General features: G+C 71.5%; 20 protein-coding genes. 14 read left to right on the top strand and 6 right to left on the bottom strand.

The features are described from left to right. Window positions 1–152: 152 nt before the first annotated feature. Together ACWEQO_RS13425 and ACWEQO_RS13430 are read right to left on the bottom strand one after the other, a co-directional pair. Complete coding sequence (locus ACWEQO_RS13425) at window positions 153–1,355, bottom strand: globin domain-containing protein (protein WP_361459704.1); 1,203 nt, start codon at window positions 1,353–1,355, stop codon at window positions 153–155. A 215-nt stretch (window positions 1,356–1,570) separates the two neighbouring features. Further along, window positions 1,571–1,954 carry an STAS domain-containing protein gene (locus tag ACWEQO_RS13430; protein ID WP_361459703.1) on the bottom strand — a complete coding sequence of 128 codons (384 nt, stop codon included), beginning with the start codon at window positions 1,952–1,954 and terminating at the stop codon, window positions 1,571–1,573. A gap of 448 nt (window positions 1,955–2,402) precedes the next feature. Here ACWEQO_RS13430 and ACWEQO_RS13435 point away from each other — a divergent pair, with 448 nt between their 5' ends. The 3 genes from ACWEQO_RS13435 (at window position 2,403) to ACWEQO_RS13445 (ending at window position 7,394) form a co-directional block, all read left to right on the top strand. Beyond that, on the top strand, window positions 2,403–3,098 hold the full coding sequence (locus ACWEQO_RS13435; RefSeq protein WP_361459702.1) for a response regulator transcription factor: 696 nt from the start codon (window positions 2,403–2,405) through the stop codon (window positions 3,096–3,098). Window positions 3,099–3,201: 103 nt separating this feature from the next. Next, window positions 3,202–4,926 (top strand): GAF domain-containing protein, encoded by a 1,725-nt coding sequence (locus ACWEQO_RS13440; protein ID WP_452982303.1) that lies wholly within the window; start codon window positions 3,202–3,204, stop codon window positions 4,924–4,926. A gap of 98 nt (window positions 4,927–5,024) precedes the next feature. Continuing rightward, entirely contained in the window at window positions 5,025–7,394 is a 2,370-nt protein-coding gene (locus tag ACWEQO_RS13445) for a glycoside hydrolase family 65 protein (protein WP_452982306.1), read from the top strand. A gap of 71 nt (window positions 7,395–7,465) precedes the next feature. Here the strand turns inward: ACWEQO_RS13445 and ACWEQO_RS13450 are convergent, their stop codons facing one another. The 3 genes from ACWEQO_RS13450 to ACWEQO_RS13460 all read right to left on the bottom strand — a co-directional run bounded on the left by ACWEQO_RS13450 (window position 7,466) and on the right by ACWEQO_RS13460 (window position 12,484). After that, on the bottom strand, window positions 7,466–8,830 hold the full coding sequence (locus ACWEQO_RS13450; protein WP_452982309.1) for an FAD-dependent oxidoreductase: 1,365 nt from the start codon (window positions 8,828–8,830) through the stop codon (window positions 7,466–7,468). A gap of 150 nt (window positions 8,831–8,980) precedes the next feature. Next, window positions 8,981–11,719 carry a SpoIIE family protein phosphatase gene (locus ACWEQO_RS13455; RefSeq protein WP_452982312.1) on the bottom strand — a complete coding sequence of 913 codons (2,739 nt, stop codon included), beginning with the start codon at window positions 11,717–11,719 and terminating at the stop codon, window positions 8,981–8,983. A gap of 219 nt (window positions 11,720–11,938) precedes the next feature. Continuing rightward, complete coding sequence (locus ACWEQO_RS13460) at window positions 11,939–12,484, bottom strand: hypothetical protein (protein WP_361459697.1); 546 nt, start codon at window positions 12,482–12,484, stop codon at window positions 11,939–11,941. 343 nt (window positions 12,485–12,827) lie between these two features. On the opposite strand from ACWEQO_RS13460, the gene ACWEQO_RS13465 reads away from it, so the two are divergent. Continuing rightward, window positions 12,828–13,058: a DUF397 domain-containing protein gene (locus ACWEQO_RS13465; RefSeq protein WP_361459696.1), complete on the top strand. Its 231-nt coding sequence runs from the start codon at window positions 12,828–12,830 to the stop codon at window positions 13,056–13,058. 140 nt (window positions 13,059–13,198) lie between these two features. After that, entirely contained in the window at window positions 13,199–14,143 is a 945-nt protein-coding gene (locus ACWEQO_RS13470) for a helix-turn-helix domain-containing protein (RefSeq protein ID WP_361459695.1), read from the top strand. A 115-nt stretch (window positions 14,144–14,258) separates the two neighbouring features. On the opposite strand, the gene ACWEQO_RS13475 is transcribed toward ACWEQO_RS13470, so the two are convergent. Then, on the bottom strand, window positions 14,259–15,080 hold the full coding sequence (locus tag ACWEQO_RS13475; protein WP_452982317.1) for an SAM-dependent methyltransferase: 822 nt from the start codon (window positions 15,078–15,080) through the stop codon (window positions 14,259–14,261). A 310-nt stretch (window positions 15,081–15,390) separates the two neighbouring features. Between ACWEQO_RS13475 and ACWEQO_RS13480 the strand changes: the two genes are divergently transcribed. The 9 genes from ACWEQO_RS13480 to ACWEQO_RS13520 all read left to right on the top strand — a co-directional run bounded on the left by ACWEQO_RS13480 (window position 15,391) and on the right by ACWEQO_RS13520 (window position 24,053). After that, window positions 15,391–16,563 carry a cytochrome P450 gene (locus tag ACWEQO_RS13480; protein ID WP_452982320.1) on the top strand — a complete coding sequence of 391 codons (1,173 nt, stop codon included), beginning with the start codon at window positions 15,391–15,393 and terminating at the stop codon, window positions 16,561–16,563. Then, entirely contained in the window at window positions 16,560–16,748 is a 189-nt protein-coding gene (locus ACWEQO_RS13485; RefSeq protein ID WP_361459692.1) for a ferredoxin, read from the top strand. The genes ACWEQO_RS13480 and ACWEQO_RS13485 overlap by 4 nt, the downstream gene beginning before the upstream one ends. Further along, a complete protein-coding gene (locus ACWEQO_RS13490; RefSeq protein ID WP_452982323.1) occupies window positions 16,745–17,887 on the top strand; it encodes an NAD(P)/FAD-dependent oxidoreductase in 1,143 nt (380 codons plus the stop codon). Before ACWEQO_RS13485 ends, ACWEQO_RS13490 begins: the two co-directional genes overlap by 4 nt. Window positions 17,888–17,896: 9 nt before the next feature. Next, window positions 17,897–18,814: a LysR family transcriptional regulator gene (locus tag ACWEQO_RS13495; RefSeq protein WP_452982326.1), complete on the top strand. Its 918-nt coding sequence runs from the start codon at window positions 17,897–17,899 to the stop codon at window positions 18,812–18,814. A gap of 190 nt (window positions 18,815–19,004) precedes the next feature. After that, window positions 19,005–19,979, top strand: coding sequence for a phosphotriesterase family protein (locus tag ACWEQO_RS13500; RefSeq protein ID WP_452982329.1), 975 nt, complete (start codon window positions 19,005–19,007; stop codon window positions 19,977–19,979). Window positions 19,980–20,028: 49 nt separating this feature from the next. Then, entirely contained in the window at window positions 20,029–20,988 is a 960-nt protein-coding gene (locus tag ACWEQO_RS13505) for a phosphotriesterase family protein (protein ID WP_452982332.1), read from the top strand. Window positions 20,989–21,032: 44 nt separating this feature from the next. Further along, window positions 21,033–22,148, top strand: coding sequence for an FAD-dependent oxidoreductase (locus ACWEQO_RS13510; protein WP_452982335.1), 1,116 nt, complete (start codon window positions 21,033–21,035; stop codon window positions 22,146–22,148). 4 nt (window positions 22,149–22,152) lie between these two features. Beyond that, window positions 22,153–23,076: an alpha/beta hydrolase gene (locus ACWEQO_RS13515; RefSeq protein ID WP_361459686.1), complete on the top strand. Its 924-nt coding sequence runs from the start codon at window positions 22,153–22,155 to the stop codon at window positions 23,074–23,076. A gap of 35 nt (window positions 23,077–23,111) precedes the next feature. Continuing rightward, window positions 23,112–24,053, top strand: coding sequence for an MBL fold metallo-hydrolase (locus tag ACWEQO_RS13520; RefSeq protein WP_452982338.1), 942 nt, complete (start codon window positions 23,112–23,114; stop codon window positions 24,051–24,053). Window positions 24,054–24,061 lie beyond the last annotated feature (8 nt).

Genomic DNA, 24,061 nt, shown 5'->3' on the forward strand with positions numbered 1-24,061 from the left:
GCAGCACCGAGCGTTCGCTGGCACGCCGTGCCGAACTCATCGCCATCGGGCGAAAGCTGTTCGCCGACACGTCGTACGACGCGCTTTCGATGGACAACATCGCGAACACCACTCGCGAAGGGCACACGCCCGGTGCGGCGCCGGCCGCGGGGTCAGGCCGCGTCGGGGAGCCAGAGGTCGGGACCGAAGACCTCGTAGCTGATCTGCCGGGCGGGGACACCCGCACCCAGGAGCCCGCCCCGCACCGTGCGCATGAACGGCAGCGGACCGCACAGGTACACCGACGCGTCCGAGGGGACGTCGATCCCGGCGAGGTCCATCAGGCCGCTGCGCGCGTCGGGTTCCTCGGCACCCGGCCGCTCGTACCAGAAGACCGCGCGGGCGTCCGGGAGTTGCTCCACCAGCGACCGCACCTCGGCGCGCAGGGCGTGCTCGTCGGGCGAGGTGTCGGCGTGCAGCACCAGGACCCGGCGGGCCGAGCCCGTCGCGGCGAGCCGGGCGAGCATGCCCACCATGGGGGTGCAGCCGATACCGGCCGAGACCAGCACCAGCGGGGTGTCGGCCTCGTCCAGGGCCACGTCGCCGGCCGGGACGGACAGCGCGAGTTCGTCTCCCACACCGGTCTGCTCGTGCAGCAGGTCGGACACCTCGCCGTCCGGTGCCCCCGCCTCGCCGGTGACGCGTTTGACGGTGATGCGGCGCAGGTCGCCCCCGGGGTCCGAGGACAGGCTGTACTGGCGCAGCTGGTGCACCCCGTCGGGCATCCGCAGCCGCACGCTCACGTACTGCCCGGCCCGTGCGGGCGGGGCGGGCTCACCGTCGGCCGGGCGCAGCAGGAACGACACCACGTCGGGGGTCTCCTCGTGCCGCTCGACGACCGTCCACTGCCGCCATATCGCGCCCGGTTCCACCCCCGCCCTCTGGTAGAGGCGGGCCTCCTGCCCGATGAGGGCACCGGCCATCAGCCAGTACACCTCGTCCCAGGCGGCGGCCACCTCCGGGGTGACGGCCTCGCCCAGCACCTCCGCGATCGCGCCGAACAGGTACTTGTGCACGATCGTGTACTGGTCGTCGGTGACCCCGACCGCGATGTGCTTGTGCGCGATCCGTGCCAGCAGGGCGTCCGGCCGGGTGTCCGGGTCGGCGAGCAGCGCCTGCGCGAAACCGGCGATGGAACCGGCCAGCGCCCGGCGCTGGGCACCACTGGCCTGATTGCCCCGGTTGAACATGCCGTCCAGCAGTTCGGGGCGGTCGCGGAACATCGCGCCGTAGAAACGTGCGGTGATCTCGTCGAGCGCTCCGGCCACGGCGGGAAGGGTGGCCCGGACCACTGCGGCAGATTCTTCGGACAGCATGAGGTCTCCCGACAACGTGACGGAGTAAGGGTGTTGGGCCGCCGTTCCGGACCGGCGGCACCACCTGTATAGCAATCCGACAGGAAGGTTTCCGTCGGTAACCCGCGAGGACGGGGCACTGGGGCCCATCGGCCGGGAAGAAGGGGACCTTCGGTCCCGGACGCCGCGCCCCGGCAGGGCCGATCGGCTCGGCCACGGGGGACCCACGGCGCTGTTCAGTGGCTTTCGCGCACCGTGGGGGCGGCCGCGTCGAGCTCCGCGGGCAGCAGGGGGAGCAGCTCGAAGACGCCGGTGAGCCGGGCGTGGCGGAGGAGGCGCAGGAAGGAGGGCCGGTCCGTGATCAGCCGCAGCCGCCCGCCGCGGGCCAGCACCCGGTTGCGGGTGCGGCACAGCACCCTCAGCCCCGAGCAGTCGATGAAGGAGACGGCGCGCAGGTCGAGCACCAGGTCGGGAAGGGCCCGGTCGGTCAGCGCGTCCAGGCGCCGCGACAGAACGGGTGCGGTGCGCAGGTCGAGTTCACCGCTCGGGGTGACGACCGTCGTGCCGGCGACGGTCCGTTCGGGAGGCTCCGCCGCGGACCGGCTGGGGTTCTGGGGCATACCCTCCAGACAACCCGGGCGGCGGGTCCGCCGGTAGGGCCGGCCGGCCCCGGCCGCGGCGGCCCTACCGGGGCCGACCGGCACTGACCGGTGAGTACGGCACCCGGGGCGGGGACGGGGGCGGGCGGGCGCCGGTATCGTGAGCGGAGCGACACCGCGGGGGATCGGCGCCGCTCCTGTCCTCGAGGATGGCCCGGCCGCGCGCCGTGGCACAGGTGCCGATGGTCCCGACATCCCGGACCGACCGGCCCCGGCCGCATCCACGGGACGGCGGGCGCCCCGGGACGGAACGGGTCCTCCGGGAAAGCAGGACCGGTCGGCTCTGGCCGTCCGGCCCGTGATCGAGAAGGATCTCCCCGGAGGGACCGCCCGGCCGGTGTACCCGGTGTACCGGGTATACAGGGACGGCCAGGTACAGCCAGGGACAGCCGAGAACAAGGAGCGTCAGATGGCGGACAGCGAGCAGCCCGGACCCGACCGGCCCATCCGGGTCTTCCTGCTGGACGACCACGAGGTGGTCCGCCGCGGAGTGCACGACCTGCTCAACGACGAACCGGACATCACCGTGGTCGGTGAGGCCGCCACCGTCGAGCAGGCCCTGGTCCGCGTCCCCGCGCTCCGCCCCGACGTGGCGGTGCTCGACGTCCGCCTGCCCGACGGCGACGGTGTGACCGTCTGCCGCGAGCTGCGCTCGAAGATGCCGGACCTGGCCTGTCTGATGCTCACCTCGTTCGACGACGAGGAGGCCCTGCTGGACTCGATCATGGCGGGTGCCTCCGGCTATGTGCTGAAGCAGATCCAGGGCTCTGACCTGGTGGCGGCCGTGCGGACGGTCGCCTCGGGGCAGTCCCTGCTCGACCCGAGCGCCACCACCCGCCTGATGGCCCGGCTGCGGCAGGAGCAGGAGGAGCCGGAGGAGGAGCAGGACGCCCTGCCGGGACTGACCGAGCGCGAGCGGGAGATCCTCGCGCTGATCGGTGAGGGGCTGACCAACCGGCAGATCGGCCAGCGGCTGTACCTCGCGGAGAAGACGGTGAAGAACCACATCTCCCGGCTGCTGGCCAAGCTCGGTGTGGAGCGCCGGATCCAGGCCGCCGTGATCGCCACTCAGGCCCAGGACCGGCTGCGGCGCACGGACCGCTGACGCCGGGTGCGGCATTCGGTGGGACGCGGTCGTGCGGGTCCCGTTACCGTGGCACCTGCCGGGGGCACGTTCCCGGCAGGGCGAACGAACGGGAGGACCAGGGGTGGAGAGCTCCGAGCGGGACGGGGACGCCCGTCTTCGGCTGCCGCAGCTGAGGCTGGACGAGTTGTTGGAGGAGCTCCAGGCCCGGATCGACGCGGCCCGCGGCACGCGTGACCGGGTGCACAGCCTGCTGGAGGCCGTCCTCGAGGTGGGGCGCGAGCTCGACCTGAAGCAGGTCCTGCACAGCATCGTCGACGCCGCGGCGGTGCTGGTCGACGCGGAGTACGCCGCCCTCGGTGTGATCGGCCCCGACGGCAAACGGCTGTCGGCCTTCCACACCGTCGGCGTCAGCGAGGAGGTGATCGCCCGCATCGGCCACTTCCCCGAGGGACACGGCATCCTCGGGGAACTGATCCGCCACCCCGAGACGCTGCGGCTGGACAAGCTCTCCGACCACCCCTCCTCCTACGGATTCCCGCCCCACCACCCGCCGATGAACAGCTTCCTCGGCGTCCCCATCCGGGTCCGGGACCAGATCTTCGGCAACCTGTACCTCACCGAGAAGCGCGCCGGGGCGAAGTTCGACGAGGAGGACGAGTCGGTCCTGTCGACCCTGGCCGTCGCCGCCGGCGTGGCCATCGACAACGCCCGGCTCTACGAGGAGTCCCGGCTGCGGGAGCGGTGGCTGCAGGCGAACACGGAGATCACCCACGCCCTGATGTCCGGCGGCGGCGGCAGCGAGGCCCTCCTGCTGATCGCCGAACGCGCCAGGGAGATCACCGGCGCCGCGCTCGCCGAGGTGGCGGTGCCGATGGAGGGCACCGGATCACTGACCGTGGAGGTGGCCATCGGACAGGAGGCGGACGCCCACCGCGGGCTCGTCGTACCCGTCGACGACAGTCTGCTGGGCCGGGCGTTCACCAGCGCCGCCCCCGTCACCAGCCCGGACGTCTCCAGCGACGAGAGGGTCTCGTCCGGACCACCGCGTTTCGCCGGACTCGGCCCGGCGGTGGCGGTGCCCGTCGGATCGGACGACGGCGTCCGGGGCGTCGTCCTGCTGGTGCGCGCCACCGGCGCCGGAGAGTTCTCCGAGAAGGAGATCGAACCGCTGCAGGGCTTCGCCGCGCAGGCGGCCGTGGCGATGGAACTCGCGGAGCGGCGCCGCGACGCCGCGCAGATCGCCGTGCTCGAGGACCGGGACCGGATCGCCCGGGACCTGCACGACCTGGCGATCCAGCGGCTGTTCGCCACCGGGATGACGCTGCAGAGCGCCGGCCGCTTCATCGAGCACAAGGAGGCCTCGGAGCGGGTCGCCCGGGCGGTGGACGACCTGGACGAGACCATAAAGATCATCAGGTCGACCATCTTCGGTCTGCGCGCGCACGACACCGCTTCCGGGAGCGGTCTGCGGGCCCGCGTCGTGCGGGTGGTCGGCGAGGCGGCCCCCCTGCTCGGCTTCGCCCCCAGTGTGCGGATGGAGGGCCTGGTCGACACCCATGTGTCGAAGGAGACCGCCGACCATGTGGTGGCCGTCCTGTCCGAGTCCCTGACCAACATCGCCCGGCACGCGCGCGCCGACCGCGCCCAGGTGGCCCTCGAGACCGACGGCCGCGAGGTGCGGCTGACCGTCTCCGACAACGGCGTGGGCATCCCGGCCGGCGGCCGCCGCAGCGGACTGCGCAACATGGCCGAGCGGGCCGCGCAACTCGGGGGCGAACTGGAGATCGACAGTTCGGCGGAGGGAGGCACCGCCCTGGTGTGGCGCGCGCCGGTGCGGGAGAGTTAGAGCCTGTCCCCGGCCGTGTGTGGCCGGGCCCGGGGCGGGGTACCCCGTGCCGGACCACCGGGGCTCTCCGCCGGGCCGACCGCGGAAGGAGCGTCTTCGTGACGGGCTGGACCTGGGAGTACGAGGGATACGACGCCGCCGAGGCGCGCCTGCGGGAGTCACTGTGCACGCTCGGCAACGGCTACCTCGCCACCCGGGGAGCGCTGCCGGAGTGCACCGCCGACGAGGTGCACTACCCGGGCACCTACACGGCCGGCTGCTACGACCGGCTCATCTCGGAGGTCGCCGGGCGGCAGGTGGAGAACGAGGACCTCGTCAACCTCCCCAACTGGCTGCCGCTGCGCTTCCGGCTGCCCGGCGGCCCCTGGCTCACCCCCGACACCGCGACCGTGCTCGACCACCACGAGACCCTGCGGATGGCCTCGGGGCTGCTGGAGCGCCTGACCCGGTACGACCTGGGCGGCGGCCAGGTGCTGAGGGTGCGCCAGGAACGGCTGGTGCACATGGCCGACCCCCATCTGGCCGCGCTGCGGACCGAGTTCACGGGGGAGCAGCACTCCGGCGCCCTCGAGGTCGAGGCGGCGCTCGACGGCGGCGTCACCAACGCGGGAGTGGCACGCTACCGGGACCTGGACGGCCGGCATCTGACCCATGTGCACAGCGGCAGCTCGGCTCCGGACACGGTGTGGCTGAGCTGCCGCACCCGTACCTCGGACATCCTGATCGCCTTCGCCTCCCGGCTGCTGTCCGAGGCGCCCACCGCGATCCGCAGGGAGGAGCGGCGTGCCGTCCAGTCGACCCGTCTGCACCTGACTCCGGGCCACACCGCGACCGTGGACAAGATCGTCGCCCTGCACACCTCGCGGGACCCGGCCATCAGCGACCCCCTGCACGCCGCCGTCGACCGGGTGGGCCGTGTGCCCGCCTACGACGAACTGCTGGAGACCCACCGGACGGCCTGGGGCCAGCTGTGGCGCCGGGGCGAACTGGACGTCCCCGGCGAGGCCGGCAGCATTCTGCGGCTGCACCTCTTCCACGTGCTCCAGACCCTCTCGCCGCACACCGCGGACCTGGACGTGGGGGTGCCGGCCAGGGGGCTGCACGGCGAGGCCTACCGCGGACACGTCTTCTGGGACGAGCTGTTCGTGCTGCCCTACCTCAACCTGCACTTCCCCGAGGTCTCCCGCGCCCTGCTGCACTACCGGCACCGCCGGCTGGGCCGGGCCCTGACCGCCGCCCGGGACGCCGGACGCAGGGGGGCGATGTTCCCCTGGCAGAGCGGCAGCGACGGCCGGGAGGAGGCCCAGCAGGTCCACCTCAACCCGCGGTCGGGCCGCTGGGTGCCCGACCACTCCCACCTCCAGCACCATGTGGGTTCGGCGATCGCGTACAACGTGTGGCAGTACTGCGAGGCCAGTGGCGACAGCGAGTTCCTGCACACCAAGGGCGCCGAACTGCTGCTGCAGATCTCCCGCTTCTGGGCGGACGCCGCCGCCTGGGACCCGCTGCTGGGACGGCACCGGATCAAGGGTGTGGTCGGCCCGGACGAGTACCACGACGCCTACCCCGACGCGGCCGAGCCCGGACTGGACGACAACGCGTACACGAACGTGACCGCCGCCTGGGTGCTCGCCCACACCCTCGACGTGCTGCGCTCCCTGCCCGAGCCGCGCCGGCGGGAACTCGACGAACGCACGGGCCTGGACGGAAGCGAACTCGAGAAGTGGGAGGAGGTCTCCCGCACCCTGCACGTGCCCTTCCACGACGGCGTCATCAGCCAGTTCGAGGGGTACGGAAAGCTCGCCGAGCTCGACTGGCAGGACTACCGGCGGCGTTACGACGACATCCGGCGGCTGGACCGGATCCTGGAAGCCGAGGGCGACACCGTCAACCGCTACCGGGCCTCGAAGCAGGCGGACGTCCTGATGCTCGGCTATCTGTTCGCTCCGGCCGAACTACAGGGCCTGTTCCGCCGGTTGGGGCATGAGCTGGACGAGGCGACCTGGCGGCTCACGGTGGACCACTACCTGCACCGCACCAGCCACGGCTCCACCCTCAGCGGCCTCGTCCACGGCTGGGTGCTGGCCCGTGAGCGGCGCGCCGAGGCCTGGACGTTCTGCCAGGAGGCGCTGCGCGGGGACATCGCGGACGTCCAGGGCGGGACCACCGGCGAGGGCATTCACCTCGGTGCCATGGCCGGTACCCTCGACCTGGTCCAGCGCGGACTGCCCGGGCTGGAGACCCGGGACGGCGATCTGAGGCTGGACCCGGTGCCCCTGCCGGAGCTGTCCTCCTACGGCTTCAGCCTGCGCTACCGCGGTCACTGGGGTGTCCGGCTGAGGCTGGAACGCGGCCTGCTGGAGATCGTCGTACCCGCCTCCGGCCCCGCCCCGATCGACGTGCGCCTCCCGGACCGCACGGCCCGCCTCCACCCGGGGGAGACGGGCCGCCTGCCCCTCACGGAATGACGGCCCCGGCCGGAGTCCGGGGCCGGCCGCAGGTCGGCGGTACGTCCGGCGCCGGACGTCCGGCCCTCAGCTCACGCGCCGCTCTCCCGCAGCATGTCCTCACGCTCCACGAGCTTCACCCGATCGCGTCCCTGCGGCTCGCCCAGCGCCTTCTCCGCGGCGTCCAGCCGGTACCAGCCCTCCCAGGTGGTGTAGCGGACGGCGCGCTCGGCGAGGAACGCGTCCACAGCCTCCGGGGCGGGCGAGTCCGGGGCCGACAGCCGGCCGTTGGCGAAGTCGTCCAGCAGGTTCGCCACCGTCTCGTTGGCGTCGCCCTTGGTGTGGCCGATCAGGCCCACCGGGCCGCGACGGATCCACCCGGTGACGTAGGTGGACGCCAGGTGCTCGCCGTTCTCCTGCACGACCCGGCCGCCCTCGTCCGGAACGGTGCCGGAGTCGATGTCCCAGGGCAGCTTGGGGAGCTTGTCGGACAGGTAGCCCACCGCGCGGTAGACCGCGCTGACGTCCCAGTCCTTGAACTCGCCGGTGCCCTTGACGTTGCCGGTGCCGTCCAGCTCCGTGCGCTCGGTGCGCAGGCCGACCACCTTGCCGTCCTCGCCGAGGATCTCGGACGGCGACTCGAAGAAGTGCAGGAACAGCTTGTGCGGACGGTCGCCGGCGTCGCGGATCGCCCACTTCTCCAGGGTCTTGGCGACCATGTCGGCCTGCTTGTTGCCGCGCCGGGTCGCGATCGAGCCCTCGTCGTAGTCGATGTCCTCGGGGTCGACGATCACCTCGATGCTGGGGGAGTGGTCCAGCTCCCTCAGCTCCATCGGGCTGAACTTCGCCTGCGCCGGGCCGCGGCGGCCGAAGACGTGGATCTCCCGCGCCCTGTTGGCCTTCAGCCCCTCGTGGACGTTCGGCGGGATCTCCGTCGGCAGCAGTTCGTCCGCCGTCTTGGCCAGGATGCGGGCGACGTCGAGGGCGACGTTGCCGACGCCGAGCACGGCGACCTTCTCCGCGTCGAGCGGCCAGGTGCGCGGCACGTCCGGATGACCGTCGTACCAGGAGACGAAGTCGGCCGCCCCGTAGGACCCGTCGAGGTCGATCCCCGGGACGGACATCGCCCGGTCGGCGGTCGCGCCGGTGGCGAAGATCACGGCGTCGTAGAACGCGCGCAGGTCGTCGAGATGGATGTCCGTGCCGTAGTCCACATTGCCGAACAGACGGATCTGCGGTTTGTCGAGCACCTGGTGCAGGGCCGTGATGATGCCCTTGATCCGCGGGTGGTCGGGAGCGACGCCGTAACGGATCAGACCGAACGGCGCCGGCATGCGCTCGAAGATGTCGATGGAGACGCCCGGTTCGGCGGCCACGTCGGACTTGAGCAGGGCGTCGGCGGCGTAGATCCCGGCGGGGCCGGATCCCACGACGGCTACCCGCAGGGGGCGGGGCATGAGCAGATTCCCTTCGAGTGATGGCAAGAGCGTCACTCGATCCTAAACAAAGGCTTGCCTTACCTGGTACGCGGGTCCGGTCTATGGGCACATAAGTGGCCCTTATGGCTCCTCGAAGCCCCTCATGCGCTTTCCGGCGTGACCCCGTGGTCACGGGATGAGCTGCTCCGCCCAGATGACCTTACCGGCCGGTAGGTAGCGGGTGCCCCAGCGCTCCGCCAGCTGCGCCACCAGGAACAGGCCGCGCCCGCCCTCGTCGGTCATGGTCGCGTACCGCAGATGCGGCGAGGTGCTGCTGCTGTCGAAGACCTCGCAGATCAGCTGGCGGTCCCGCAGCATCCGCACCTCGATGGGACCGCCGCCGTAGCGGATCGCGTTGGTGACCAGCTCGCTCAGGATCAGCTCCGTGCTGAAGGAGAGGTCCTCCAGTCCCCACTCGGTCAGCTTCCGGGTGACCTCGGCGCGCACCTCGGCGACGGCCGCCGGTTCGGAGGGCACCGGCCACCGGGCGATCCGGTCCGCGGCGAGTGCCCGGGTGCGGGCCACCAGCAGGGCGATGTCGTCCCGTGCCCTGGCCGGACGCCGGGACTCCAGTACGGCCCGGCAGGTGTCCTCGGGAGAGTCACCGGCCCGCGACAGCGCCTCGCGCAGCAGCTCCAGACCGACGTCGATGTCGTGCTCCCGGTCCTCGACCAGCCCGTCGGTGTACAGGACGAGACGGCTGCCCTCCGCCGGTTCCAGCTCGACCGTCTCGAACGGCAGCCCGCCCAGCCCCAGGGGCGGGCCGGCGGGCACGTCCACGAACTCCACGGCGCCGTCCGGGTGGATCAGCGCGGGAGGCGGGTGGCCGGCGCGGGCGACCTTGCACTTCCGGGTGACCGGATCGTAGACGGCGTACAGACAGGTCGCCCCGGTCACCGGGGCGCTGTGCTCGTCCTCCGTCTCGTCCGAGTCGATGCGGCCGACCAACTCGTCCAGCAGGCCCAGCAGCTCGTCGGGCGGCAGGTCGAGCGCGGAGAAGTTGTGCACCGCGGTGCGCAGCCGCCCCATGGTGGCCGCGGCGTGCAGCCCGTGCCCGACGACATCGCCGACCACCAGCGCGACCCGCGCCCCGGACAGCGGCAGGACGTCGAACCAGTCACCGCCCACCCCGGCCTGGGCGGGCAGATAGCGGTAGGCGACGTCCAGGGCGCTCTGCTCGGGCAGGCTGCGGGGCAGCAGGCTGCGCTGGAGCGTGACCGCCATGCCGTGCTCGCGCGTGTAGCGGCGGGCGTTGTCGATGGCCACCGCGGCCCGTGCCACCAGTTCCTCCGCCAGGGCCAGCTCGTCCTCGTCGAACGGCCCGGGCTTCTCGGAACGCCAGAAGCTGACCACGCCCAGCAGCAGGGAACCGGCCCGCAGCGGCACGGTGATCAGCGAGTGGATGCCGTACTCCACGACCTGCCCGGAACGCTCCATGTCCTGCGCCCGCCACCCCGGGGCCCCGCTCAGCCGGGGCTCGACGAGCGGCCGGCCGGTGGTGAGGCTGCGGCCCTGCGGGGACGTCCCGACGAACCGGATCCGGGTGCCCGCCGGGTACAGCGGGGCGTCCTCGCGGACGCCGGCCACCGCCGTGCGGCGCACCGGGTCCGTCCCGTCCGGCTGGCCGCCGGCCAGCACCGTCTCGAAGAGGTCCACCGTGGTGAAGTCCGCGAACCGCGGTACGGCGAGTTCCGTCAGCTCCTCGGCGGTACGGGTGATGTCCAGGCTGGTCCCGATGGCCACACCGGCGTCGTAGAGCATGTCCAGCCGCTCCCGCGCGGCCTCGGCGCGGCCGGACAGGGCGCGCAGTTCGGTGGAGTCGCGGATCGTGGCGACGCTGCCGGGCGGGCCCCCGGCGCGGTCGGTGGACCGCTGGTTGACGGCCAGCAGTCGGCCGCCGACCTGATGCACCTCGTCCGTGGCGACGCGTCCCGAGGACAGCAGGTCGGCGGTGCCGGGGGCGAGGGGGAGGTCGAGCACGTGACGGCCCTCCGCGTCCTCGGGCAGACCGAGCAGCCGGTGCGCCTCGTCGTTGGCGAGCAGCAGGGTGCCGTCGCCGGCGAGGATGATCACGCCTTCCCGCACCGCGTGCAGCACCGCGTCGTGGTGTTCGTACATCCGGGTCATCTCGTGCGGACCCAGCCCGTGGGTCTGCCGCAGCAGGCGTCTGCTGATCAGGGCCGCGCCCGCGGTGGCCAGCACCAGCGCGGCGCCCCCGGTGGCCAGCACCAGCGGCAGCTGGTCGTCGACGGCGCCCCCGACGTGCTCGGTCGTGATTCCCGCCGAGACCAGGCCCACGACGGCACCGTCGGGGTCGTTCACCGGCACCACGGCCTGGACGAGGGGACCGAGGGTGCCCGTGATCTCCTCGGTGACCGGCCGTCCGGCCAGCGCGGGCTGCAGGGTGCCGACGAATTTCTTGCCGATACGGTCCTTCTGGGGGTGTGTGTAGCGGATGCCCTCGGTGTTCATGACGACGACGAAATCGACCTTCGCCTGTTTGCGGATGGTTTCCGCGCGCGGCTGGAGCAGGAGAGTGGGGTCGGGGGATCTGAGTGCCTCGACGATGCCGGGCGCGTGGGCGAGCGTCTCCGCGACGGCGAGCGAACGGCTGCGAGCCTCCTGAGTGCTGTCGTGCCGCACTTGCAGCACCAGCGCGATCACGGCCGACAGGACCAGCAGCAGCACGATCACGACATGCAGGACGAACACCTGCCCTGCGACGCTGCGTGCGCTCAGCACCGGCCGGAGCCACGCCGGTGGGCGCCACCGCGGACCGTCGCCTCCCTGCCGCTGCCGACGTGGGGAGGTCCCGGTGCTGGGCCGCTGGGGCGACCGGGCCTGGGACCGGCCCATCAGTCGGACCATGTGCCGAGTTTAACTACAGGCCCCGAGGGCGCGTCCTCGACGGGCGACGGGTGTCCGTGACGGGACCCGGGCCGGTCGGGGGCGTCGACGGTGGGGCGTCGACGGTCCCGCCGCCGGACGTGCCCGAGGACCGCGCGACCGGTGGTGCGTTTCCGGTCGCGCGGTCCTCTCCCGTGCCATTCGCCCCTCGGCGCTCGTCCCCCAGGCGCTCGGAGGGGCTCAGTCGGCCAGCGCGCGGGCCAGCTCGGTCGTGGCACGGGCGATCTTGGTGTCCTGGTCGGCCATCAGGCGGTTCAGGTCGCTCCGCCGGGCACGTACCGCCTGCCGGGCGGCCCGCTCCCACACGACCGGGTTCTCGCGGCGATTGAGCAGCTTGGGATACGCGGCGGCGGTGCTCTCCCACTGCCGGGCATCGGCGATCGCCTTGAGCAGCCGGATGATCTCGGCGCGACAGGTGACGTGCGGCAGCTGCGCCAGCTCCCAGAGGAAGGGGACGGTGGCGGCCGTCGCCTGCTCCACCACGAAGCCGTACTGGCAGATGCGTTTCCGCAGATCGGCCAGTGCGGACCGGGCCGTGTCGGCGTCCCCCCAGGCGATGCCGTTGAGCAGCAGGGGGATGGCCGCCGCCGACCCGGTGGAGTCCTGGATGTCGCGCCACGGCACCCGGGACAGTGACATGAGGGGCGCCGTACGTGCCATTCCGGTCGGGGCCGTGTGGCGCACAGGGCGCTCGCTGCCCGGGTGTTCCGTCGAAGCGCTGCGCATCGCGTGGGTGCCTTTCCGCGGCGGTTGTGTCGAGTGGGGGGACTGGTCAGAAGGGCGGCCGGTCCGGCAACCGGGCCCGGACCGCGATCCCGGTGCTCGGCCCGGCCACTTGGTGCACAGGTGATGACATGCCATCTCCCCGATGGGACGTCAGGACAGGGCGCCACCAAGGGGGTTGACGCCACGACTATTATCCACGCTGAGAGTGATCGTGTGCAATTGCACGAGAAATTGCGTGAAGTTTTTCGCGGCGGGGTGGGCCGGGTGGCGACCGGGCCCGGCCCCTCCCGTGTGAACGGCCGGACCCCGTCCGGCGATACCCGCGAACAGCGAGGAGACTGCGGTGCCAGGAGTGCGGAACGGAGTGCGGGCGAGTTCCTTGGACGCCTGCTGGGTCAAGAGTCGGCACAGCAACGCCGAGGGCAACTGCGTCGAGGTGGCCCCGCTGGACGACGGCGGCGTCGCGATGCGCAACTCCCGCGATCCCGACGGTCCCGCGCTGGTCTACACGGCCGCGGAGCTGGCGGCGTTCCTGGCCGGGGTGAGGGACGGCGAGTTCGACCACCTGGTCTGAGCACTCCGGAGCCCGGCGCCGGGGCGGTGCGACGAAGCCCGGCTTCCCGTTTCCGCAGGACTTCTGCGGGTGGATGCAGTGCGGCAGAGCAGAAGTGCGATAGTGTGAATCGCCCTTGTGCCGGTCTGCTGGGAGTCAGGATGTCCGCCGCCTCGCACCGAATCTCCCGCCTGGAACCCTACCTGGACCGCCCCGAGCCGGCTCCGACCCTGCTGAAGATGCTGGTCGGTGTGCAGCTGGCGGGCTTTCGCGAGGACGCCGAGCTGGCCCAGGACCAGGCGGCGCGCTCCGTCGGTTTCAGTGCGGCGAAACTGTCCCGCATCGAGTCGGGCAAGGGGCGCCGCCCACCCACCGAGAGCGACGTCCGGGCGCTTCTGGAGCTGTACGGCACCGACGACTACGAGGTCTCGGTACTCCTCAAACTGCTCAAGCGGGCCGGGGACCCGGGGTGGTGGCAGCGGTACGACAAGCGGCTGATGCCCGAGTGGTTCGACCGGCTGGTCGGACTGCAGGAGGCCGCCGCCACCATCCGCACCTTCGAGATCCAGTACGTTCCCGGCCTGCTGCAGACGGCCGCCTACACCCGCGCGGTGGTGGAGCGCGGCCTGCCCAACGCCCCGGCCGGCGAGGTCCGGCGTCGCGTGGAACTGCGCATGCGGCGGGCGGAGTTGCTGCTGCGCGAGGGGGCTCCACAGCTGTGGGCGGTCATCGACGAGTCGGTTCTGCTGCGTGTGCTGGGCAGCGTCGAGGTGATGCGCGAGCAGCTCGAACACCTCGCGCGGATGGCGGAGCGCCCCAACGTCACGGTGCAGATCGTGCCGTTGGACGTGACCAACGCGTCGGCCCCCGCCATCCCGGTGACGTATCTGCGCTTCGACGGCCTCGATCTGCCCGACGTGGTCTACCTGGAGCACATCAAGAGCGCCAACTTCCTCGAGGACCGCGACGAGACGGAGGAGTACCGGATCGCGCTGGACCGCCTCGCCGACGAGGCCCTGCGGCCCCGTGACTCCCTGGACCTGCTGCGCACCACGATGGAGAGCCGCTACCCCTCGCCCCGCTCCGCCCCGCATTCCGGGGCATAGCGTTCCGCGAGGCGCGGCCGGCGCGGAGAGCGCACCGTACGGAGCCCCTCGCGCGGCCCGGTGATCCGGGTTCGCGCGAGGGGCGGCGGTGTGCCGGGGCCCGGCGGGCCGGGACCTACAGCGGAATCCGGCCCACGCCCCCGAACTCGATCCACTCCTGGGTGAGCTGACGGGGCGCCACCTCCGTGTCCGGACGCCAGGTGGAGACCTCCACCAGGCCCGGCTCCAGGACCTCCAGGCCTTCGAAGTACGACTCGACGTCGCTCTCCTGCCGTACCCGGCCCCAGTGCCCCTGGGTCACCTGGTCCATGAACTCCGTGACGGACTTGCGGACTTCGGCGTCCTCGCTGACCAGCTGGCACATCACCAGGAAGCTGCCCGGTGCGAGCCGCTCACGGACCCGGCGGGCCACGGCGAGCGGGCCGTCGGTGTCGCTGTCCGGGATGCAGTGGAACACGGAGTTGAACAGCACGCAGGCCGGCTGCGAGAAGTCGATCAGGCGCTGCGTCTCGGTGTGGCCGAAGATCTCGTCGGTCTCCCGCATGTCGGCCTGTATGACCACGGTGCGCTCGTCCTGCTCCAGCAGGGCGCGGCCGTGCACCAGGACCATCGGGTCGTTGTCGACGTACACCACGTGGGTGGTCGGGTCGATGCGCTGGGCGACCTGATGGACGTTGTCCTGGGTGGGCAGACCGGAGCCGTGGTCGAGGTACTGCCGGATCCCGTAGTCCTGGGTGAGGACCCGGACGACGCGCTGGAGGAAGCGCCGGTTGTTCAGGGCCAGGCGGCGGGTGCTGGGCACCACCTTGTCGAGCTCTTCCACGGCGGCACGGTCGGCCGAGTAGTTGTCCTTGCCGCCCAGGTAGTAGTCGTACATGCGTGCGGCCGTCGGCACTGTGGCGTCGATCTCGGTGGACAGCTGCTTGCCGGTGTGCATCGTTCCCCCTGCGGAGTGCCAACTGGACTGGCTGGACAGGGAGTACATCCTAGGGAGCGCCGTACGGCTCGGACCAGTCCATGGGCGAACAAGACCCTGAAGGAATGGTGGAGTTGCCTCTGCCGGTGTCCGGAGTCACCGTGTACGTGCCGGTATCGCGCGGTTCCTTCCGTCGCCGCGGCGCGGGGAAGGCCGCCGGCCGCCCGGTGTGAACCCACGGGGCGCCCCAGGGGAAGCATGCATTGCGTGCATGTTGCACCATGTAAAACATTCACTTGCTGGATGTGAAGATCGCCACTTCACTGGGGCCATGGTCACTCCACCCACCTCCGGTACCGACCTCTTCGCCGACGAGGTCGTGCTCGACCCCTACCCCGTCTACGCCGAACTGCGGGAGCAGGGTCCGGTCGTTCATCTTCAGAAGAACGACGTCTACGCGCTGACACGGTACGACGTCGTCCGGGACGCGCTCGCGGACTGGGAGTCGTTCTCCTCGACCTCGATCGCCTTCAACCCGATGGCCAACGAGGCGCTCGCCGGCACCTCGCTCGCGTCCGACCCGCCGGTGCACACCCAGCTGCGCGCCACGCTCACCGAGAACCTCTCCCCGCGGGCCCTGCGCGGTCTCAGGAGCGGGATCGAGAAGAAGGCGGACGCCCTGGTCGCCGAGCTCGTCGAGACGGGTTCCTTCGAGGCGATCGACGCCCTCGCCCGCGCCTTCCCGCTGGAGGTCGTGGCGGACCTGATCGGCTTCACCGGCCACGTGCGCGACAACATGCTGCGCTGGGGGCAGGCCGCCATGCAGGTCCTCGGCCCGATGAACCAGCGCACGGCCGAGAACTTCCCCGTAGCCGGCGAACTCTACGGTTGGTGCTCCGAGGTCAAGGCCGACGACCTGGCCGAGGGGTCCGTGGGCCGCGGCATCTTCGAGGCCGAGACGCGCGGCGCCATTCCCCCGGGCACGGCCGGCCACATCATCCACCAGTACCTCGGCGCCGGCGTCGACACCACCATCGCGGCGATCGGCAACATCGTCGCCCTCTTCGCCCGGCACCCCGACCAGCTCGCCCTGGTCCGCGAGAACCCCTCTCTGGTACCGGCGGCGTTCAACGAGGTGCTGCGCTTCTGGCCGCCCATCAACGCCTGGGGCCGGCGCGCCACCAAGGACGTCGAGATCGACGGGACCGTCATCCCCGCGGGCGCGCAGATCGCCGTCCTGCTCGGCGCCGGCAACCGCGACCCCCGGCACTACGAGAACCCGGACGCCTTCCTCGTCGAGCGCAATCCGGTCGACCACCTGTCGTTCGGCTACGGCCCGCACGGCTGCGCGGGCCAGGGACTCGCCCGCCTGGAGGCCCACGCGGTGATCGACGCGCTCTCCCGGCGCGTCGAGCGCCTCGTCGTCGGCTCCGAGGTCCGCGTTCCCAGTAACACCACCCGGAGCATCGAGGAGCTCCCCGTCCTGGAGGTGATCCCCGCATGAGGATCGTTCTTGACCGCCCCCGCTGCGAAGGCCACGGCCTGTGCGAGGAGGCCGCCCCGCAGCTCATGCACCTCGACGACGAGGGCGAGCTGGTGCTCGACCGTGAGGAGGTCGAGGGGGCCGACGTCGCCCTGGCGAACGCCGCCGCCCGCGTGTGCCCGGTCGCCGCGCTGAAGGTCATATGAGTACGAGCACCCTGAACCGCATCGTGGTCGTCGGCAACGGGATCGCCGGACTCACCGCGGCCGACACGCTCCGTGCGGCCGGCTTCGACGGCGAGCTGACCATCGTCGGCGACGAACCGCGCCCGGCGTACAGCCGCCCGGCCCTGTCGAAGGCGCTTCTGCTCGACCGGGACGACGTGTCGTCGCACGAGCTTCCACCGGCCGGTCACGGAGCGGCCGAACTGCTCGGCGTACGCGCGACCGGACTCGACCTCGACCGTCGGCGCGTCACGCTCGACGACGGCACGGAGCTGCCGTACGACCGCGTCGTCCTGGCCACCGGCTCCCGGGCGCGGCGGCTGTCCGACCTGCCCGGGGAGCTCACCCTGCGGGGACTCGACGACGCGCTGTCCCTGCGCGAGCGGCTGGCGGACAAACCGTCGGTCGTCGTGGTCGGCGGCGGCCCGCTCGGAATGGAGATCGCCTCCGGGTGCCTGGCCGCCGGCTGCCGGGTCACCGTCGTCTCCCAGGGCGTGCCCCTCATCCTCCAGCTCGGCCCCTACCTCGCCGACGTCTTCGTCAAGGCCGCGCTGGACCAGGGGCTCACCGTCGTCGAGACCGCGGCGGCCCGGCTCGAACAGCGGGACGGAGGCACTCGGGTCGTCCTCGAGGAGGGCCCGGTCCTCGACGCGGAGCTGGTCGTCACCGCCGCCGGCGACGTGCCCAACACGGAGTGGCTCGCGGGCTCGGGACTCACGGCGAAGGGGGCCATCCCGGTCGACGAGCGCGGGCTCGTCCGCCCCGACGTCGCGGCCGTCGGTGATCTCGCGGCCTTCCCCACCCCGCACGGTCTGCGCCGCGTCCCCCTGTGGAGCAGCGCGATCGAACAGGCGAAGGTCGCCGCCACGGCGCTCGTCCGCGGCGAGGAGTGCCCGCCGCTCCGGTTCCAACCGTACTTCTGGACCGAGCAGTTCGGGCTGAGCCTGAAGGCGGTGGGCCACCTTCCGGCGGAAGGGGAGCCGACGTACGTCGACGGGCGGCCCGGGGGCGGGCCGGCGTTGATGCGCTGGCCGCACGAGGACGGCACCGGCGACGTCGTGGCGCTCAACTACCGGATCCCGATTCCGCGGCTGCGTCGCATGACCCAGGCAGCCGCGTAAGGTCGACACATGGGCGAAGAGGGCACCACGGGTTCGGGGCTGGACCGGCTGGCATCGGTCAACCTCAACCTGCTGGTGCCCCTCCTCGCGCTCCTCGAGGAACGCTCGGTGACCAGGGCCGCGGAGCGGGTCGGTCTCTCCCAGCCGGCGATGAGCCACGCCCTCACCAGAATGCGACGGCTGCTGGGGGACGACCTCGTCGTCCGGCAGGGCACGGGCCTCACGCTGACCCCGCGCGCGCTGGAGCTGATCGCGCCACTGCGCAGTGCCCTGGAGCAGACGGCGCACATCGTGAACTTCCCCTGCTTCGATCCCGCCACGGACCGGCGCGTCATCACGATCGCCCTGACGAACAGCACGGCGTTCGTCGTCGGTCCCCGGCTGGCCCAGCTCGTCGCCGAGCGCGCGCCCCACGCCACCTTGCGGCTGCGCACGATCACGGTGCCGACGGAGGACACCTTCACCGACAGGGGGGTCGACGTCGTGCTGCTCTCCGAGGGGCACTTTTCGCCGTACCCGCGTGAGCGGCTGTACAACGACCGCTGTGTGGTGATGGCCGCGTCGGACACGCCGCCGGAAGCGAGCGCGCTCGACCTCCTGACCACCCAGCCGCACGTCGTCGTCGACACCGAACGGCGCGTCTTCCCGTATTCGGTGCTCGACGAGATGGGAGTCACCTACCGCGTCGGCCAGTTGAGTTCCGACTTCCTGCTAGTGCCCTTCCTGGTGGCGCGCGCGGGCGGCGTCGCACTCCTCCGCTACCGGGTCGCCGCCGCCATGCGAACGCTCGCCGATCTGCGGATCGAGGAGTTCCCGTTCCCGCTTCCCGGGCTCGGGATCGACATGGTCTGGAACCCCCGGCTGGCCGATCAGTACTTCATGGAATGGCTCCGGGCGCTGCTGTTCGACGTCGCGACCGAACTCTGACACCTACGAGGCCGTGCCTCTTCGGAGGGCCTTGACGTGCAGCGCCGGTCGAAAAGTCCACTTTTGCGCACACTGCTCCTCGTGCATCGTTTTACGTGTCGTTCATTTCATTGACGCTATGTAAACCGAATCGATACTGTGCCAGCAGCCACAGGGTGCTGGGCACCCCACTGAACACGTGAGGGCAGGCATGAGCGTCAAGAGCAACACCGTCAACACCGTTCTGGGCCCGGTGCCGGCCGAGCAACTGGGCGTCGTCGCGGTCCACGAGGCCCTGCTCTCCGTGGTCCCGGGCGCCGAGCACGCGTACGACATCACCATCGACCGCGCCGAGATCTTCGAGACCCTCGCCGCGAAGCTGAAGGACTTCCAGGCCCACGGCGGCGGCACGATCGTCGACAGCACCGGCATGTTCCACGGCCGGGACGTCCGGCTGTACGAGACCCTCTCCCGCACGACCGGCGTGCACATCGTCGCCTCGACGGGGCAGGGCCCGGAGGAGCTGCTCGGCGGCTACTTCCTCACGCCGCAGACCAACCCGCCGACGCCGTGGCCGGCCGAGAAGTTCGCCGACCTCTTCGCCGAGGAGGTCACCGAGGGCATGGTGGTCCCCCGCGTGGAGCGCCGCGGCGCCGCCGGCCTGGTGGCCACCACCGCGACCCTCGGGGGCATGACCGCGACCGACGAGAGCCTGTTCCGCGGCGCGGCCCGGGCCGCCCTGAGCACCGGCGTCGCGGTCTCCGTCCGCTACGGGAGCGACGCCGTCCACGACCTCGACGTCGTCCTGGAGGAGAAGCTGCCGGCCGACCGCGTCGTCGTCGGCGGACTCGACCGCAAGGACGCCGTCGCCGCCGGCGCCCCCCTCGAGATCGCCCGCCGCGGCGCCTACGTCGCGCTCGACCACGTCGGTGCAGAGGACGAGGCCCACATCACCGATGCCGAGCGCGCCGACCTGGTCGCCGAGCTGGTACGGGCCGGCCTCGGCAACCGGGTCCTGCTCTCGAGCAACGCGACCGGCGTGGCGAAGGGCCACCCCGGCAACGACCTCCCGTACAGCCACGTCCTGACCACCTTCGTCCCGCTCCTGAAGGCACGGGCTCTCGGCGACGAGGACGCGCAGCGGATCCTCGTGGAGAACCCGCGCGACCTGCTGTCGACGCGCTGAGCGCGCCGCCACGAACGACCATCGAGTTTCTTCAGCAAAGGTGAGTGTTGTGTCGAGAGTGAACACCGTCCTGGGGCCCGTCCCGGCCGAGGAGCTGGGTCTCGTGGCCGTCCACGAGCACATCGGCTACGGCATGCCCGGCTCCGAGCTGGACACGAAGTGGTGGAAGACCCCCGAGCAGCGGTACGAGGAGACCGTCCCGAAGCTGCGCAGGTTCCACGAGCTGGGCGGCGGCACCTTCGTGGACGCGACCGGGATCTGCAACGGCCGCGACGTCGACTACTACAAGTCGCTGTCCGCGAAGACCGGCGTCCACATCGTCGCCTGCACCGGCTTCGTCGGCGGTGACACCGCCCTGCCGCACTTCGCCCGGGCCGACGTGGACTACCTGACCCGTCAGTTCGTCCACGAGATCACCGTCGGCATCGGCGGCACCGGCAGCCTCGCCGGCGTCATCAAGGTCGGGGTGAGCCGCGGCGGCCGCATGACGGACCTGGACAAGCGCATCTACCGGGCCGCGGCCCGCGCCGCGCTCACCACGGGCGTGCCGGTCCTGACCCACCTCGCGATCGACGCCGAGAACGCGATCGCGATCTTCAACGAAGAGGGCCTCCCCCTGGACCGCGTCCTGTTCGGGCACGTCGACGACGGCGTGAACGCCGACAAGACGCGCGACGTCTGGATCGCGGAGCAGGGCGGGCGCATCGGCTTCGACACCTTCGGCTACGAGACCGAGCTGCCGGACCCGCCGTTCTGGGCCCGCCCCCGCCAGGAGCGCCTCGACCACTTCCTCCGGTTCATCGGCGACGGCCGGCTGCACCAGGTCCTCGCCTCCGCCGATGCCAACTGCAGCCCCCTGGGCTGGCCGGGCGTCAAGGGCCACACCGTCAACTACATCTTCGAGGACCTCATCCCGGACCTCCGCGCCGCCGGTCTCGACGAGGCCGCGATCAAGACGATCTTCGTCGACAACCCGGCCGACTTCCTCACCCTCCGGAAGTCCTCCTGATCCTCCAGAGCTTTTCTGACCCTCCAGAATCAGAGAGAACCACCATGCAGACCTCAGAACTGAAGAACCTGAAGATCGCCATCGTCGGAGCGGGCTACGGCGGCGCGGCGGCGGCCAAGGCCCTCAGCCTGCTCGGTGCCGACGTCGACGTCTACGAGCAGGCGACCCAGATCCGGGAGGTCGGCGCCGGCATCGGTCTGCGGCCCTCCACCATGAACCGTTTCCGCGAGTGGGGGATCTTCGACGCGATCGCGAAGGTGAGCTCGCCGAGCGAGTACTTCGAGATCCTCACGGCCACCGGTGAGCCGATCATGAAAGAGACGTGGCCCGTCTCCGGGGAGCAGACCCACACCCACCTGATCCACCGCGGTGACTTCATCGAGGCCCTCCTCGGCGTGCTCCCCGAAGGCATGGTGCACCTCGGTCACAAGCTGGAGAGCATCCAGGACAACGGCGACCGCTCCGTCCTCACCTTCGCGAACGGCAAGACCGTCGAGGCCGACCTGGTCGTCGGTGCCGACGGCATCAAGTCGGTGGTGCGCCACCAGCTGTTCAGCGACAAGGGTCCGGTCTTCTCGGGCGAGCACGCCTACCGCGCCGTCATCCCTGTCGACGCCGCCCACGGGATGGTCACCGACGACAACCTGCGGATGTACATCGGCAAGGGCACGAAGATCTACCTGCTGCCGCTGCGCCACCGCGGCCAGGTGTCGTTCGACATCACCGCCCTGTGTCCGGACAGCACCTGGAACCCGCAGAACACCAAGGAGGACATGCTGGCGACGGTGGAGGGCTTCGACGAGCGCCTCGTCAGCATCACGCGTGACCTCGACATGGCGACCGTGAACATCCGCGCGGTCTACGACATCGACCCGGTCGACACGTGGCACTCGGACTCCGTCGTCCTGCTGGGCGACGCCGCCCACTCGATGCTGCACCACCAGGGCCAGGGCGCGAACTCCGCCATCGAGGACGCCGGCGCGCTCGCCGACGCCCTGCGGGACGCGGACTCCCTGAAGGAGGCGCTCGCCCGGTACCAGGCCGTCCGCAAGCCGGAGACCGACAAGCTGCAGGCCATCTCGCGCCAGGGCTGGTCCGAGGAAGAGATCGAAGACGTCTTCCCCGGCCAGAAGCCGGCCGACGCCGCACCGAAGGAGTAACGGAATGCCCCTGCACCCTGAGATCGCCACGTTCCTCGCCGGTCTGCCGACGCCGCCCGAGGGCCCGCTCGACCCGGCCGCCATGCGCGCCGGGGACGAGGCGCACGTCGCTCCCCCCGAGGAGCGTCTGCCGCTGCACGCGGTCGAGGACGTGACCGCGAAGACGGCGTCGGGCGAGGTGCCGGTACGGATCTACACACCGGACGAGGCCGACCGCCACGGCGTGCTGGTCTACTTCCACGGCGGTGCCTTCTTCCTCGGCAGCCTGAACACGCACGATCACGTCGCGCGCTCACTGGCGAAGGAGACCGGGCTCAAGGTCGTCTCCGTCGGCTTCCGGCTGGCGCCCGAGGCCGCCTTCCCCGCCGGCCTCGACGACTGCTACGCGGTCGTGCGGTGGGTCGCCGAGGAGGGGGAGAGCCTGGCCTGGGACGGCACGACGCTCGCCGTCGCCGGCGACAGCTCCGGCGGCAACCTCGTCGCCGCGGTCGCGGCCAAGGCACACGACGACGGCTTCGACCGGATCACGCACCAGATCCTCTACTACCCCTCGCTGGACCTGGACTTCGACGTCGACCGCTATGCCTCGCTGCGGGAGAACGCCGTGGGCTACGGCCTGGAGACGGCGGGGCTCAAGCCCTTCAACGCCTTCTACATCGACAGCGGCGCGGATCCCGCGGACCCGCTCGTCTCGCCGATCAAGCGGGCGGACCTCACCGGGCTGCCGCCGGCCCTCGTGGTCACCGCGGAGTACGACCCGATGCGCGACGAGGGCGAGCTCTACGGGCGGCGGCTGCGGGAGGCCGGCGTGGAGGCGACGGTGAGCCGGTACGAGGGAGCGGGCCACGGATTCGTCCAGCACTTCTCCTGGATCCCGGAGTACCACGAGGTCTTCGCCGAGACGCGCGACTTCCTCGGCCGGCGCTGATCCGGCCGGCCGCGTACCAGCACAGAAAGAGGGCCATGACGCACGCAGTTCCCGTCCACCCCCTGGTCTCGCCGTGGGGCCGGTTCGGTCTCTACAGCTTCTTCATCGACGCACCCGAGCCGGCCGTCGTCGACACCGGGATCGCCTCCTCGCCCGCCGAGGGGATGGTTCCCGCGCTCGAGGCGATCGGGCGCCGCATCGAGGACGTGCGCTGGATCCTGCTGACCCACGGTCACATCGACCACGTCGGCGGGGCGCACGCCCTGTGGGAGCTCACCGGCCGGCGCGCACAGGTGGTGATCCACGAGGCCGACGCCCCGATGCTCCGCTCACGGCGGGCCCACGTGGAGGAGTACCTCGCGGGACGGGGCCGGTACCTGGCCGACCCGGGGGGAGAGGCAAAGGTGACGGCCGCCGCGCGGGCCGTCATCTCCGGCGAGATGGAGCCCACCCTGCTCATCGAGGGCGGCGAGACCCTCTCGCTGGGCGGCGGCGTCACCGTCTCGGCGCACTCGATACCGGGCCACACGCCCGGATCGGTCGCCTACGTCGTCGACGGACAGCGCTCGGTGTTCGTCGGCGACTCCGTACAGGTCCACGGGGCCGCCAACGGCTTCCCGGGCTACACGGACCCGGCCGCCTACCGCGCCGGTCTCGAGTACCTGCGGGACGAGATCCGTCCGCAGCGGCTGTACCTCGGGCACCCGTACCGCCGCGCGGACGGCACGCCGTACGGCGTCGAGCTCGACGCCGTACAGGCCCGGGAGGCCATCGACCAGAGCCTCGCCGCCGAGGGCCGGGTCGCCGAGGCCGCCCACGGCTGCCTCGAGGCCGGCCTGGAGGAGACGGATTCGCCGTACTCACCGTTCGCCCGCGCCGCCGAGGAGCTCGGCTACACCGGCGACCCCACGCTCGAGCCGTCGCCGTTCTTCACCACGATGCACGGCTACCGCACGCAGCACGACCAGAACTCGTAGTACAGGAG

The organism is Streptomyces sp. NPDC004051, from assembly GCF_053604275.1.

Excerpts from the sequence above, each read along its gene's own strand:
- ACWEQO_RS13490 (WP_452982323.1), top strand. The coding sequence starts at position 16,745 with ATGAGTACGAGCACCCTGAACCGCATCGTGGTCGTCGGCAACGGGATC.
- ACWEQO_RS13455 (WP_452982312.1), bottom strand. The coding sequence starts at position 11,719 with ATGGTCCGACTGATGGGCCGGTCCCAGGCCCGGTCGCCCCAGCGGCCC.
- ACWEQO_RS13480 (WP_452982320.1), top strand. The coding sequence starts at position 15,391 with ATGGTCACTCCACCCACCTCCGGTACCGACCTCTTCGCCGACGAGGTC.
- ACWEQO_RS13510 (WP_452982335.1), top strand. The coding sequence starts at position 21,033 with ATGCAGACCTCAGAACTGAAGAACCTGAAGATCGCCATCGTCGGAGCG.
- ACWEQO_RS13425 (WP_361459704.1), bottom strand. The coding sequence starts at position 1,355 with ATGCTGTCCGAAGAATCTGCCGCAGTGGTCCGGGCCACCCTTCCCGCC.
- ACWEQO_RS13500 (WP_452982329.1), top strand. The coding sequence starts at position 19,005 with ATGAGCGTCAAGAGCAACACCGTCAACACCGTTCTGGGCCCGGTGCCG.
- ACWEQO_RS13470 (WP_361459695.1), top strand. The coding sequence starts at position 13,199 with ATGTCCGCCGCCTCGCACCGAATCTCCCGCCTGGAACCCTACCTGGAC.
- ACWEQO_RS13515 (WP_361459686.1), top strand. The coding sequence starts at position 22,153 with ATGCCCCTGCACCCTGAGATCGCCACGTTCCTCGCCGGTCTGCCGACG.
- ACWEQO_RS13460 (WP_361459697.1), bottom strand. The coding sequence starts at position 12,484 with ATGCGCAGCGCTTCGACGGAACACCCGGGCAGCGAGCGCCCTGTGCGC.
- ACWEQO_RS13475 (WP_452982317.1), bottom strand. The coding sequence starts at position 15,080 with ATGCACACCGGCAAGCAGCTGTCCACCGAGATCGACGCCACAGTGCCG.
- ACWEQO_RS13450 (WP_452982309.1), bottom strand. The coding sequence starts at position 8,830 with ATGCCCCGCCCCCTGCGGGTAGCCGTCGTGGGATCCGGCCCCGCCGGG.
- ACWEQO_RS13485 (WP_361459692.1), top strand. The coding sequence starts at position 16,560 with ATGAGGATCGTTCTTGACCGCCCCCGCTGCGAAGGCCACGGCCTGTGC.
- ACWEQO_RS13495 (WP_452982326.1), top strand. The coding sequence starts at position 17,897 with ATGGGCGAAGAGGGCACCACGGGTTCGGGGCTGGACCGGCTGGCATCG.
- ACWEQO_RS13520 (WP_452982338.1), top strand. The coding sequence starts at position 23,112 with ATGACGCACGCAGTTCCCGTCCACCCCCTGGTCTCGCCGTGGGGCCGG.
- ACWEQO_RS13435 (WP_361459702.1), top strand. The coding sequence starts at position 2,403 with ATGGCGGACAGCGAGCAGCCCGGACCCGACCGGCCCATCCGGGTCTTC.
- ACWEQO_RS13430 (WP_361459703.1), bottom strand. The coding sequence starts at position 1,954 with ATGCCCCAGAACCCCAGCCGGTCCGCGGCGGAGCCTCCCGAACGGACC.